Source organism: Dactylosporangium sp. NPDC050688 (assembly GCF_040654515.1).
Lineage (GTDB): Bacteria > Actinomycetota > Actinomycetes > Mycobacteriales > Micromonosporaceae > Dactylosporangium.
On the sequence record NZ_JBFAIC010000133.1, the window covers coordinates 1 to 11,908 of the forward strand.

Consider the following 11,908-nt stretch of genomic DNA (forward strand, 5'->3'; position numbering starts at 1 on the left):
CGGCTCGCACTACGAGGAGTCGGACTTCACCTCCTACGACCACTCCGCCGCCGAGACCGACCACATCTTCGCCGCCGAGGGCAGCGAGTCCTACAGCGCCAGCGAGTTCCACCAGCTCGACGCCCTCCAGGCCCGCCTGGAGGGTGCGTTCGCCTCGGCGACCGAGCTGCACACCGACGGCGGCCCGGCGATCGCGGCCAGCTGAGCACACCACAGCACGACGAGCTCCTGACGGTGTGGTTGACCACGCCGGCCCGCAGTATCAGCCCCGCGGGCCGGCGACCCACCAGAGCGACCATCGACGCACTCGGTTGTTCGACTTCGTTCGGGTGTCCGGGACTGTCCGGACATTCCCGGCCGCCCGTACGAAGTCGGCCATCCGGGTGCGTTTCGTGTTTGCACCGCGCAACGGCGGCACGAGCAGAGTAAGAAACGCGACCGGTCCTTGATCGCACCGGCGATCGGCCACACAATGCCGCCCATGGCGCGAATCGGAATCGGCGACGTCGTGGCGATCTGGCGGCACCGCCGCCGGCGACGCCGCCGGCAGGAACACCACCAGCAGCAACAGCAGCAGCGACGCCGCCGCGACAGCGACGGTTGTGACTGCGACGGCTGCGACTGCAACCCCTTCATGCTCGGCTCGCTGCTCGGCCTGATGGCGGTCGCCGCACCGCGGCGGGCCCCGCGCCGCAGCACGACGGGCCCCGGCCGGGCCGGCGTCGTGGCGATCCGCGGATACCAGCGGTGGCTGTCGCCGCACCTGCCGACCCAGTGCCGGCAGATCCCGACCTGCAGCAACTACGGCCTGGCGGCGGTGCAGCGGTACGGCCTCGTCGAGGGCTCCCGGCTCACGGCCGCCCGGATCCGCCGCTGCAACCCGTCGACCCCGCGCGGCACCCACGACCCCGTGCCGTAACGACGGCAGCGGCCGGCCGGCCCAGAAACCGGCCGGCCGCCGACCAAAACCCGGCCGGCCGGCCCTGAAGACCGGGCCGGTCGCTGACCAAAGCCCCTGAGGACCCGGCCGGCGCAACGGCAGCGGCGTCAGGCGACCGCGCCCGCGTGGCTGCGGTGGTACGTGCGTACCAGGTCCTCCACCTGCGCGCGCAGCGCGAGGAACTCCGGGGTCCGCTTCACCGTCAGGTCCCGGGCCGCCGGCAGCTCGACGGGGACGTCCGCGGCGACCCGCCCCGGGTCGCTGGCCAGCACGACGACCCGCCCGCCGAGGAACACGGCCTCCTCCACGTCGTGGGTGACCATGAGCACCGTCGTGCCCGTGTCCTGCCAGACGCCGCGCAGGAAGACCTGCATGTCCTCCTTGGTCTGCACGTCGAGCGCGCCGAACGGCTCGTCGAGCAGCAGCACCTCGGGTTCGCAGGCGAGCGCGCGGGCGATCGCGACCCGCTGCCGCTGCCCGCCGGACAGCTGCTTCGGCAGGGACCTGCGGAAGCGTTCCAGGCCGGTCTCCGCGAGGTACCAGTCGACCCGCGCCCGGCGCTCGGCGCGGGACAGCCCGAGCAGCTCCAGGCCGAAGGCGATGTTGCGCTCGACGGTGCGCCACGGGTACACGGCGCCGGACTGGCAGACCAGGCCGCGCTCCGGGCCGGGGCCGACGACCGGCGTGCCGTCCAGCGTGACGGTGCCTGACGTCGGCGCGACCAGGCCGGCGACGATGGACAGCAGCGTCGACTTGCCGGAGCCGCTGGCGCCGACCACGCAGACGAACTCGCCGCGGCCGACGGACAGCGACACGTCCCGCAGTGCGGCCTTCGCGCCGAAGGTCCGGCCGACGCCGGTCAGGTCCAGCATCACAGCCACCGTCCGATCCGGTTGCGGGCCAGGCGGAGCAGCACGTCGGTGAGCACGCCCGCGACCGCGATGACGACGAGGATCGCGAAGATCTTGTCCGTCTGGGTGAACCGCTGGGCGAGCAGGATCCGCTTGCCCAGGCCGGTGTCGCTGTTGACCAGCTCCGCGACCACGACGAGGTTCCACGCGGCGGCGAAGTTGACCCGCACCGCGTCGAGCATCCCGGGCAGCGAGTGCGGCAGCACCACCTTCCACAGCACCTCGCGCCGCCGCGCCCCGAGCGTGTAGGCGACGTCGACGAAATCGCGGGGCACCAGCCGTACCACATCCGCAGTCATCAACATGTTGAAGAAGACCGTGCCGATGAAGATGAGCGCGATCTTCGGCGGCTCGTCGATGCCGAGCCAGATGAGCAGCAGCGGGGTGAACGCCGCGGCCGGGAGGTAGCGCAGCAGCCCGCTCAGCGGCTCCAGCAGGGCGTTCGCCGCAGCGAAGCTGCCCATCGCGACGCCGAGCGGCACCGACACGAGCACCGCGAGGCCGAAGCCGTACACGATGCGCCGCACCGTGGCCCACGTGTCGGTCCACAGCTGCCCGCTGGCGGCCATGTCCGCGCCCGCCTGCCAGACGCTGCCGAGGCTGGGCAGGTAGCGGGCCGGCACGGCCCCGGTGGCGCCGAGGACCAGCCAGACCGCGACCGGCAGCAGCACCGACACCGTGACCAGCAGCAGCCGGGTGCGGGCGGGCAGCGGCGAGCGGATCGCGAACACCGCCCGCGGCGGGCGGACCGCGCGGCGGCGGGGCAGCGGCCCCCACGACGCCCGCTTCGACAGCGCGGACGTCGTCGGGGCGGTCACCGTCACCGCACTGCCTTCACGAACTTGGGCTCGAAGAGCCCGTCGAGCGGCGGTTTGGTGTCCACCAGCTTGGTGCTCACCAGGAACTCGGCGATCTTGTTCGCCTGGAAGTCGAGGTGCTTGGCGTCGCCGCCCGGCGTGAACGCCTCGATGTTCTGCTCCTTGGTGAAGATCGTGGTGCCGGCGTCGTAGGTCTTGTAGTCCTCGTCGGAGACGCCGCCCTTCTTCGCCATGATGCTCACCGCCTCCGCCGGGTTGGCCTTGATCCAGGCGGTGGTGTCGAACCAGGTCTGCACGACCTTCTGCACCTCGTCGGGGTGGTCCTTGACGAACTGCGCCTGGAACGACAGGGTGTCGGGGATCGCGCCGGGGAAGTCCTTCGACGTGCTGATCGCGGTGCTGCCGCTGCGGCCGAGCGCGGTGGTGGTGAACGGCGCGAAGACGCCGACCGCGTCGACCTGCCCGGCCACGAACGCGGCTGCGGCGGCGTCGGTGAGCAGCGGCGTGAAGGTGACGTCCTTCTCCGTGAGGCCGGCCTTCTCGAGCGCGAGCAGCAGCAGGTAGTGATCGACCGTGCCCTGCTCCGCGGCGACCTTCTTGCCTTTGAGATCCGCCACGGTACGGATGCCCGGCGCGGCGATGATCTGGTCGTTGCCGGTGGAGTTGTCGTTGAGCAGCACGATGGTCTGCTTCGACCCGCCGGACACCGACGACAGCGTGTCGTTGAGGGTCTGGCTGTTGCAGGTCAGGTTGCCGGTGGCCAGGGCGTTGAGGCTGTCGGTGTAGCTGTCGAAGTACTTCAGCTCGACCGTCACGCCGTTCTTGGCGAACAGGCCCTTCTCCTGGGCGACCTGCCACGGGAACCAGCCCGGCCAGGCGCTGAAGCCAAGCGTGATCTTCGCGCCGGCCGTGCCGGTGTCCTCTTCGGACGATCCGCAGGCGGTCAGGAAGGCGGCCCCCGCGACCGCGGTCAGAAAGGAACGGCGCTTCATGAGGTCCTCCTGGGAAGGTGGCCGGCGCGCACCAGGCAGCCGAGGGTGTCGCAGATGACGCGGGTCGCGATGAGGGACGTGATCTCGGCGTTGTCGTACGGGGGCGAACACTCCACGACCTCGATGCCCGCCAGCGGCCGCTCGGCGATCAGCTGGATGAACTTGAGCACCTCGCGGGGCAGGAAGCCGCCCGGCTCGGGCCAGCCGGTGCCGGGCACGAACGCCGCGTCGAGACAGTCGACGTCGAAGGACAGCCAGACGGCGTCGGCGCCGTCCCACGCCACCTCCAGGGCCCGCTCGGCGGCGGCCTCGATGCCCATCTCGACGCAGTCGGTGACGGTCATGATCGTGGTGCCGCGCTCGCGGCCGACCTTCACCCCCGGCCGGGGCGCCTGCCAGCCGCCGATGCCGATCTGCACGAGGTTCTTCGGCGGCACGTTGGGGATGTCCGTGGCGTGGAACCACGGGGTCGTGTGCATCCGCTCGTCGAGGTCGGTCTCCTGGGTGTCGACGTGCCGGTCGAAGTGGATGATGCCGAGGTTGCCCGTCATGTGCTGGGCGACGCCGCGGACCGTGGGGTAGCCGATGGAGTGGTCGCCGCCGAGCACGACTGGGAACGCGCCGGACTCGTACACGTGGGCGACGGCCTTGGAGATCTGGTCGAACGTCTTCTCGATGTTCGCCGGGATGGTGAAGATGTCGCCGAGGTCCGCGATGGTGATCGACTCGCGCAGGTCGACGCCGAGTTCGAAGCTGTACGGCCCGTACAGCGCGGAGATCTTCCGGATGCCCTGCGGGCCGAAGCGGGTCCCGGACCGGTACGTGGTGCCGCCGTCGAACGGGGCGCCGAGCACGGCGACGTCGTACTCGCCGCAGCGGCGCACGTCCTCCAGGTAGGGCGCCTTCAGGAACGTGTTGATCCCGGCGAAGTGCGGCAGCTCGCCGCGGGAGAACGTCGGGATCCGCTTGTCGACGATGGAGTCCGCGCCCGGCAGCCCGTACTCCAGACCGCGGGCGATCTCCTCCTCCCACTTCGTGGTGGGCAGCTCGGCCTCGCGTTCGACGGCGTACCGCGCCTCGGGGCCGTAGTTGTCGTGCGTCGCGTGCTGGTGGGGATGATGGTGGTTGAAGCCCATGGACAGACCCCCTCGGGGTGCGTCCGGCACACAGCCGGACTGCGACGGCTGTCTCCCGGGCTTTTGTCCCGCCGTGGAACGCCGCCACGACCCGGGGGCCGCGCGGACGCCTGCACCTCTCGGACCAGCCGCCGGATCGCCCGGCGCGGAACCCTAGGCGCGCCTCACCAGTGGTGAGTCGATGGCAGTAGACGCCCGCGCGGTTACTGCCGCTTTGCTCCTCCATTGCGGCGGTGTAACCAGCGGGTCGGTGAACCGGCGGGTCTCGGTGAGGTCGCGGCCGAGCACGGTGGCGACGGTCCCGCCCTTGGCGAGGGCCATCACCGCGGCCGTCGGCGTGGTTGCTGCCGCGGGGGTGTCGCCGGTCCGGAACACCGTCGCGAGCACCCGCGCGCCGCCGAGGCTCTCGGCGGTGACGTCGCTGCGGTACAGGGGGCGGCCGTCGCGGCGCAGCACGGTGGACAGCGTGACGTCGCCGGGCTCCTCGCCGTGCCGGCCGCAGACCAGTTCCTCGCGCCAGATCAGCTCGGCGGTGCCGTCGAGGTCCACTGTGGACCGGGTGGTGTGCCGGCAGCGGGCGGCCGCGATGAGCGGCTCCGGCAGCCACAGCAGCCGGCCGCCGGCGGCGACGCTGACGCTGACCGACAGCAGCGACGGCTCGCCGGAGCGGCCGGGCAGGGCGATGCTCGCCGCGACCGTGCGCACGACGAGCTGCGCGCCGGGACCGACCTCGATCTCCATGGTGAGCTCGTCGCCGCCGAGGGGGCCCGCCGCGCCGCCGACGAAGTGGACCTCGTCCGGGCCGGTGCGTCTCGGCAGCAGCGGCGCCTCGCCCTTCAGCACCCGCAGCGCGGTGCGGCCGTGGTCGGACTCGGCGACGACCCGCGCGGTGGCCTTCACACCAGGCTCCGGACCCACTCCTGGACGGGCTTGGCGGTCGGGTCCTCCACCAGGGACAGGAACACCGTCGGCAGGGTGCCGCGCCGGGCCGCCGCGTCGCGGTCCATCACGCCCAGGTCGGCGCCCACCAGCGGGGCCAGGTCGGTCTTGTTGATGACCAGCAGGTCGGCGGTGGTGACGCCGGGGCCGCCCTTGCGGGGCACCTTGTCGCCGCCGGCCACGTCGACCACGAAGATCTGCCGGTCGATCAGGCCCTTGCTGAACGTCGCGGTCAGGTTGTCGCCGCCGCTCTCCACCAGCACCACGTCGAGCGGGCCGAGGCTGTCCTCCAGCTCCTCGATCGCGTCGAGGTTGGCGGAGATGTCGTCGCGGATCGCGGTGTGCGGACAGCAGCCGGTCTCCACCGCGCGGATCCGCTCCGCCGGCAGGACCCCGTTGCGCAGCAGGAAGTCGGCGTCCTCGGTGGTGTAGATGTCGTTGGTGACGACGGCGACGCTCAGGTCCGCCGACAGGGTCCGGCACAGCGCGGCGACCAGGGCGGTCTTGCCGGAGCCGACCGGCCCGCCGATGCCGATGCGCACGGCCCGCCGGGCGGCGCGCACGTCGGCCAGCGGCGCGTGCGGGTCGACGCCGGGGTCCGGGTGGGTGTGCGGCGTCTCGTCCGGCCCGTGGGCGTGGGCGTGGGCGTGCTGCGTCTCGTCCGGCCCGTGGGCGTGGGGTGCCTCGTCCGGTCCGTGGCTGTGATCGTCAGGATGCAAAGAGTCGTACCTCCCATGAGGCGTGGTCCTCGGCGGACACGTCCAGCAGCGGCGACGACGCCGCCGGGAGGTCCGCCGCGGGCCCACGCGCGGCTTCGGTGGCTTGCCCGGCGACGTCGTCGCACTGCTCGCCGAGCTCCGCGAGGAGCCCGTGCACCTGGTACGGATCCAGCCCCAGCAGGCGCACGGCGGCGCTCGCCGGGCCGGACACCGCGTGGTAGGCACTGACCCACGCGCCCTCCGCCGGCGTGCAGCCGGCCGCGTGCGCCACCACGCCGAGCGCGACGGGCTGGTGCAGGCCGCCCCGGTGCGTGCCGGCGCGGGTCACGTGCGGCCCCGGCCACACGACCGCGGCGGCCCGGCACAGCGAGCGGCCCTGCCGCCGGGACGCCAGGCGCAGCGCCGGTGACGGGGTCCGGGCGTCGAGCTCGTCCTCCAGCTCGTCCATCGTGTCCGGCCTGGCGCACGCCGCGGCGGTGAACGCGGCGCCGACCAGGCCGGTGGTGTGCAGCCGCCCGACCAGGAACGCGCGCAGCCCGTCGAGGTCCTGCACCCGGTGCCGGACGACGGCCGCCTCGAGCCCGCCGGAGTGCGCGTGGCCCCCGGACGGGAAGCGGCCGTCGGCCAGGATGAGCAGCTGCGTCTTCATGGCTTCAGAACAGGAAGTACCGCTGAGCCATCGGCAGCTCGGTCACCGGGTCGGGCTCGACGACCTCACCGTCGATGCGGACGGTGAACGTGTCGGGCTCCACCTCGATGCGCGGCAGCGCGTCGTTGCCCGGCATGTCGGCCTTGCCCTTGCCGCGGGTGTCGGCGACGGCCGCCAGCCTGCGCCGCAGGCCGAGCCGGTCCGCCAGGCCGTCGTCCAGGGCCGCCTGCGCGACGAACGCGAGGCTGGTCGCGGGGGCGGCGGCGCCGTACGCGCCGAACATCGGCCGGGACAGGATCGGCTGCGGCGTCGGGATGGACGCGTTGGCGTCGCCCATCGCGCCCCAGGCGATCGCGCCGCCCTTGATGACCGCGTGCGGCCGGACCCCGAAGAACGCCGGGTCCCACAGCACCAGGTCGGCGAGCTTGCCCACGGCGACCGAGCCGACCTCGCCGTCGATGCCGCTGGCGACCGCCGGGCAGATGGTGTACTTCGCGACGTAGCGCTTGACCCGCTCGTTGTCGGCGGCGCCGTCGCCGGGCAGCGGCCCCCGGCGCCGCTTCATGACGTGCGCGGTCTGCCACGTGCGCAGGACGACCTCGCCGACGCGCCCCATCGCCTGGGAGTCCGAGCCGATGATCGAGATCGCGCCCAGGTCGTGCAGCAGGTCCTCGGCGGCCATCGTGGAGGGCCGGATCCGGCTCTCCGCGAACGCCAGGTCCTCCGGCACGCTCGGGTTGAGGTGGTGGCAGACGATGAGCATGTCGAGATGCTCGCTGAGGGTGTTGCGGGTGTACGGCCTGGTCGGGTTCGTCGAGGACGGCAGCACGTTCGGGTGCGACGCCACGGTGATGATGTCGGGCGCGTGCCCGCCGCCGGCGCCCTCGGTGTGATACGCGTGGATCGATCGGCCGGCGATGGCCCGCAGGGTCTCCTCGACGAAGCCGGCCTCGTTGAGCGTGTCGGTGTGGATGTTGACCTGCACCCCGGAGGCGTCCGCGACCCGCAGGCAGGCGTCGATCGCGGCGGGCGTGGTGCCCCAGTCCTCGTGCAGCTTGAACCCGCCGGCGCCGCCGCGCAGCTGCTCCCACATCGCGGCCTCGGACACGGTGTTGCCCTTGCCGAGCAGCAGGACGTTGACCGGCCACGGGTCGAGCGCCTCGAACATCCGCGCCAGGTGCCACGCGCCGGGCGTGACCGTGGTGGCCTTGCTGCCCTCTGCGGGGCCGGTGCCACCGCCGACGATCGTGGTGATGCCGCTGGCGAGGGCCTCCTCCAGGATCAGCGGCGCGATCAGGTGGACGTGGCAGTCGATGGCGCCAGCGGTGAGGATCCGGCCGTTGCCAGCCACGATCTCCGTGGACGGGCCGATGACCAGCGCGGGGTCGACGCCGTCCATGATGTCTGGGTTGCCGGCCCGGCCGATGCCGACGATCCGCCCGTCGCGGATGCCGATGTCGGCCTTGACGATGCCCCAGTGGTCGACGACGACCGCGCCGGTGATCACGGTGTCGGGGGTGCCCTCGGCCCGGGTCGCCCGGGACTGGCCCATCGACTCGCGGATCACCTTGCCGCCACCGAAGACCGCCTCGTCGCCGCCGGCGCAGTGGTCGCGCTCGATCTCGATCAGCAGGTCGGTGTCCGCCAGGCGGATCCGGTCGCCGGTGGTCGGCCCGTACAGGTTGGCGTACCGCCGCCGGTCGAGCTCGGTCACAGCGCTCCTCCAGCTCTGCCCCGCAGGCCCGGCACGATCCGGTTGCCTGCCAGGGGTACCAGGACGACGTCACGGGACACGCCGGGCTCGAAGCGCACGGAGGTGCCCGCCGGCACGCCGAGCCGGTGTCCCCAGGCGGCCTCGCGGTCGAAGGACAGCGCCTCGTTGGCCTCGGCGAAGTGGTAGTGCGAGCCGACCTGAACCGGCCGGTCACCGGTGTTCTCCACGGTCAGCGTCAGCTCGGCCCGGCCGGCGTTGATGACCACCGGGCCGTCGCCCGGCAGGATCTCGCCGGGGATCATGGGATCGGGTGGTGGACGGTCACCAGCTTGGTGCCGTCCGGGAACGTGGCCTCCACCTGCACCTCGACGAGCATCTCGGGCACTCCCTCCAGCACGTCGTCACGGCCGAGCACGTGCCGGCCGGCCTCCATCAGATCGACCACCGTGCGCCCGTCGCGCGCGCCCTCCAGCAGGAACGCCGTGATGATCGCGACCGACTCCGGATAGTTGAGCTTCAGCCCGCGGTCCTTGCGCCGTTGCGCCACGTCGGCGGCGACATGGATCAGCAGGCGCTCCTGTTCGTGGCGGGTCAGGAACAACGACGGCCTCCCGGGGACGGTGGTGGCGAGATGCTGCCAGACCGATGTTTCCTGAGCATTACACGGAATTCCATTCGCTTTCAGGAATTCAATTCAGAATGCGGTTCCGGTGCCCCGCAAAGAGTGCAACACGGGCGTGTTAGGCTCCTGACCTGGACTGCCCCATGGGGACTACCTAGAGAGTTGCGCATGAGCAATCACCGGTCCGTCGTCATCAACGGCGACCTCGGCAGTGGCAAGAGCACCGTTTCCGTGGAGCTCGCCGGCCGGCTCGCACTGCGTCGCATCAGCGTCGGCGACATGTACCGGCAGATGGCCGAGGAGCGTGGCATGACCGCGCTGCAGCTCAACCTGCACGCGGAGCTCGACGACGCGATCGACAGCGCGGTCGACGAGTTGCAGAGCAACATCGCCAAGTCCGGTGAGCAGCTCATCGTGGACAGCCGCCTGGCCTGGTTCTTCTTCCACGACGCGTTCAAGGTGCACCTCATCACCGAGCCCAATGAGGCGGCCCGCCGCGTGCTCGCCCGCCCGCACAGCGAGGTGGAGCGCTACGCGACCCTCGAGGAGGCCAAGGAGCGGCTGCACGGGCGCAGCGAGAGCGAGCGGGTGCGGTTCCTGACCCGGTACGGTGCCGACAAGCTCCGCCTGCGCAACTACGACCTGGTCTGCGACAGCACCCGCGCCCGCCCCGACGAGATCGTCGGGATGATCGTGGACGCGTTCGAGGGCCGCCTCGGCGGCGACATCCTGCGCGAGCGCCCGCCACTGCTGCTGCTCGACCCGATGCGCGTCTACCCGACCCGGCCCGCCGACCCGGCCGACCCGGCCTTCGTCGAGGAGGTCGGCGACGCTGGGGCGCGGGCCCTGGAGCCGCTCACCATCGGCCACTGCGGCCCCGACTACTACGTCGTCGACGGCCACCGCCGGCTCAGCGCCGCTGTGCAGAACGAGTTCCACCTCGTCCCGGCGAGTCTGCTGGCCGAGGGCGAGGAGCCGGTGACCGCGCGGCTGAGCGCCAACGACTACTTCCGCGCCCACGTCACCGACGAGGTGGTCGAGGCGTGGCAGCGGGCGCACAAAATCGAGCTTCCGGTACCCGCCCTGAGTTGAGTAGGCCTACTCAGGCCTTCTGTTCCGGCCCGGCCGAGACTCGTGGCATGACAACACCAGTGCCCGCGAAGACCACCACGGCATTCTTCCTGCAGTCCGCGGTCTCGTTCGGGGTCGCGGTGGTCGGCCTCGGTATCGGCATCGCCTATCTGCCGGTCAACACGTGGATGCGGGCGTTTCTCGCGATCGGCCTGCTCTACACCGTCACGTCGGCGTTCACCCTGGCCAAGTGCGTCCGGGACCACCAGGAGTCCACGGCGGTCGTGCACCGCGTCGACCAGGCCCGCCTGGACAAGCTGCTCACCGACCACGACCCGTTCCGCGCGTGACCTGCCGGTTCGTCCGGCTTCGACCGCATTCTCGACGCTCGGGGGCACGCCCCGGGCGTCGACGCATGGATGATCGGCTACGTCACACCCGCAATGACTAGGCCGGACGGCTGTCTGGCTGTATGGTTCACCGCAGCGTGGGGGCCTTGAGGACCGCACCACGTCACGCGCGCACGATCGAGTGATCTAGACCACTCTCGGCGCGCGTCGATATGCCCGTTCCGGGCCTATCGTGCTGCTTTCCAGTCGTGCTATTTCTTAGGCGCGACTTAAGAATGCCAAAGGTACGGACGACGGCACACCGCAGGGTTTCACTCCCCCGGCGAACCGTGGCATGCTTCGACCCGGAAAACGTTACGCAAGGTTGCGAGCGACGTACCGAGCGCCGATCTTGACGGCATTGCCGAAAGTGAATCGTGCCCGGTTTCTCGTAGGACATATGCAGTCGAAGGTAAGGAGCGGAATCACCAACCGACCATTCACGCCGAAAAGCTCCGACAGGCCTGAGGCCGCGTCGACTGACGGATGTCGACTGATCCGGGAGGATTCCCCGTACATGAACCCGCACCATAACTCTCCGACCACCGTGACCCGCAGTGCGTTACGCCGCACGAGCGTCGGCATCGTCGCCGCGGCACTGTTCGCCGGTGGCGCACTGAGCGCCTGCAAGAACCTGCCGGCCACCGGCTCGGCCGGCCGCCCGACGACCAGCCCCGCCGCCGGCACACCGTCCAGCTCGACCAGCGTCTCGCCGGCCGCCTCCGCGTCCGCCTCGGCGTCGGCGTCGCCCTCCAAGAGCGCCTCGACGAACGCCAAGCCGCCGGCGCCCGGCGGTGGCGGTGGTGGAGGTGTCCCGGCGACCTACACGGTGGCGGGCTACCCGGCCGCGCACAACACCGGCTACCCGCAGGGCCTGCCCGGCGACACCCGCAAGAAGGTGACGCTGACGCCATACACCGGACCCATGACCATCACGGTCGCCGGCACGGTCATCGACGGCAAGGACATCAACGGCCACCTCGAGATCAAGGCCAAGAACGTCACGAT

At 71.4% G+C, this 11,908-nt stretch carries 14 protein-coding genes and 1 pseudogene; 5 read left to right on the forward strand and 10 right to left on the reverse strand.

Annotation, left to right across the window (positions count from 1 at the left end; all coding sequences use genetic code 11):
* A partial coding sequence (locus tag AB0H83_RS50650) for a hypothetical protein (RefSeq protein ID WP_360110845.1) occupies window positions 1–205 on the forward strand: 205 nt, incomplete at its 5' end.
* 276 nt (window positions 206–481) lie between these two features.
* Window positions 482–919: a membrane protein insertion efficiency factor YidD gene (gene yidD, locus AB0H83_RS50655; RefSeq protein WP_360110848.1), complete on the forward strand. Its 438-nt coding sequence runs from the start codon at window positions 482–484 to the stop codon at window positions 917–919.
* Between the two features lie 128 nt (window positions 920–1,047).
* Here yidD and AB0H83_RS50660 read toward each other — a convergent pair whose 3' ends face one another.
* From AB0H83_RS50660 to AB0H83_RS50705, 10 genes are all read right to left on the reverse strand, one after another.
* Window positions 1,048–1,812, reverse strand: a complete 765-nt coding sequence (locus AB0H83_RS50660; RefSeq protein WP_360110851.1) for an ABC transporter ATP-binding protein — start codon at window positions 1,810–1,812, stop codon at window positions 1,048–1,050.
* Window positions 1,812–2,675, reverse strand: a complete 864-nt coding sequence (locus tag AB0H83_RS50665) for an ABC transporter permease (RefSeq protein WP_360110854.1) — start codon at window positions 2,673–2,675, stop codon at window positions 1,812–1,814. Before AB0H83_RS50665 ends, AB0H83_RS50660 begins: the two co-directional genes overlap by 1 nt.
* On the reverse strand, window positions 2,672–3,661 hold the full coding sequence (locus AB0H83_RS50670; protein ID WP_360110857.1) for an ABC transporter substrate-binding protein: 990 nt from the start codon (window positions 3,659–3,661) through the stop codon (window positions 2,672–2,674). The genes AB0H83_RS50665 and AB0H83_RS50670 overlap by 4 nt, the downstream gene beginning before the upstream one ends.
* Window positions 3,658–4,797 carry an agmatinase family protein gene (locus AB0H83_RS50675; RefSeq protein WP_360110860.1) on the reverse strand — a complete coding sequence of 380 codons (1,140 nt, stop codon included), beginning with the start codon at window positions 4,795–4,797 and terminating at the stop codon, window positions 3,658–3,660. The genes AB0H83_RS50670 and AB0H83_RS50675 overlap by 4 nt, the downstream gene beginning before the upstream one ends.
* Before the next feature lie 153 nt (window positions 4,798–4,950).
* Window positions 4,951–5,697, reverse strand: coding sequence for an urease accessory protein UreD (locus AB0H83_RS50680; RefSeq protein ID WP_360110862.1), 747 nt, complete (start codon window positions 5,695–5,697; stop codon window positions 4,951–4,953).
* On the reverse strand, window positions 5,694–6,308 hold the full coding sequence (gene ureG, locus AB0H83_RS50685) for an urease accessory protein UreG (RefSeq protein ID WP_360110882.1): 615 nt from the start codon (window positions 6,306–6,308) through the stop codon (window positions 5,694–5,696). The genes AB0H83_RS50680 and ureG overlap by 4 nt, the downstream gene beginning before the upstream one ends.
* Before the next feature lie 136 nt (window positions 6,309–6,444).
* Window positions 6,445–7,104 carry an urease accessory UreF family protein gene (locus tag AB0H83_RS50690; RefSeq protein ID WP_360110865.1) on the reverse strand — a complete coding sequence of 220 codons (660 nt, stop codon included), beginning with the start codon at window positions 7,102–7,104 and terminating at the stop codon, window positions 6,445–6,447.
* 4 nt (window positions 7,105–7,108) lie between these two features.
* On the reverse strand, window positions 7,109–8,818 hold the full coding sequence (locus AB0H83_RS50695; RefSeq protein WP_360110868.1) for an urease subunit alpha: 1,710 nt from the start codon (window positions 8,816–8,818) through the stop codon (window positions 7,109–7,111).
* Window positions 8,815–9,120 carry an urease subunit beta gene (locus tag AB0H83_RS50700; protein ID WP_360110871.1) on the reverse strand — a complete coding sequence of 102 codons (306 nt, stop codon included), beginning with the start codon at window positions 9,118–9,120 and terminating at the stop codon, window positions 8,815–8,817. Before AB0H83_RS50700 ends, AB0H83_RS50695 begins: the two co-directional genes overlap by 4 nt.
* The gene (locus AB0H83_RS50705; protein WP_360110873.1) at window positions 9,117–9,419 is read right to left on the reverse strand and encodes an urease subunit gamma; all 303 of its coding nucleotides are present in this window, start codon (window positions 9,417–9,419) and stop codon (window positions 9,117–9,119) included. The genes AB0H83_RS50700 and AB0H83_RS50705 overlap by 4 nt, the downstream gene beginning before the upstream one ends.
* 189 nt (window positions 9,420–9,608) lie before the next feature.
* Between AB0H83_RS50705 and AB0H83_RS50710 the strand changes: the two genes are divergently transcribed.
* The 3 genes and pseudogenes from AB0H83_RS50710 to AB0H83_RS50720 form a co-directional block, all read left to right on the forward strand.
* A complete protein-coding gene (locus tag AB0H83_RS50710; RefSeq protein WP_360110876.1) occupies window positions 9,609–10,532 on the forward strand; it encodes an AAA family ATPase in 924 nt (307 codons plus the stop codon).
* 47 nt (window positions 10,533–10,579) lie between these two features.
* Window positions 10,580–10,861 carry a YiaA/YiaB family inner membrane protein gene (locus AB0H83_RS50715; RefSeq protein ID WP_360110879.1) on the forward strand — a complete coding sequence of 94 codons (282 nt, stop codon included), beginning with the start codon at window positions 10,580–10,582 and terminating at the stop codon, window positions 10,859–10,861.
* A gap of 556 nt (window positions 10,862–11,417) precedes the next feature.
* Window positions 11,418–11,908, forward strand: a pseudogene (locus AB0H83_RS50720) (hypothetical protein); the annotation flags it as partial.

Coding starts and splice junctions, on each gene's coding strand:
- yidD (WP_360110848.1), top strand. CDS start 482: ATGGCGCGAATCGGAATCGGCGACGTCGTGGCGATCTGGCGGCACCGC.
- AB0H83_RS50660 (WP_360110851.1), bottom strand. CDS start 1,812: ATGCTGGACCTGACCGGCGTCGGCCGGACCTTCGGCGCGAAGGCCGCA.
- AB0H83_RS50670 (WP_360110857.1), bottom strand. CDS start 3,661: ATGAAGCGCCGTTCCTTTCTGACCGCGGTCGCGGGGGCCGCCTTCCTG.
- AB0H83_RS50675 (WP_360110860.1), bottom strand. CDS start 4,797: ATGGGCTTCAACCACCATCATCCCCACCAGCACGCGACGCACGACAAC.
- AB0H83_RS50690 (WP_360110865.1), bottom strand. CDS start 7,104: ATGAAGACGCAGCTGCTCATCCTGGCCGACGGCCGCTTCCCGTCCGGG.
- AB0H83_RS50700 (WP_360110871.1), bottom strand. CDS start 9,120: ATGATCCCCGGCGAGATCCTGCCGGGCGACGGCCCGGTGGTCATCAAC.
- AB0H83_RS50710 (WP_360110876.1), top strand. CDS start 9,609: ATGAGCAATCACCGGTCCGTCGTCATCAACGGCGACCTCGGCAGTGGC.
- AB0H83_RS50715 (WP_360110879.1), top strand. CDS start 10,580: ATGACAACACCAGTGCCCGCGAAGACCACCACGGCATTCTTCCTGCAG.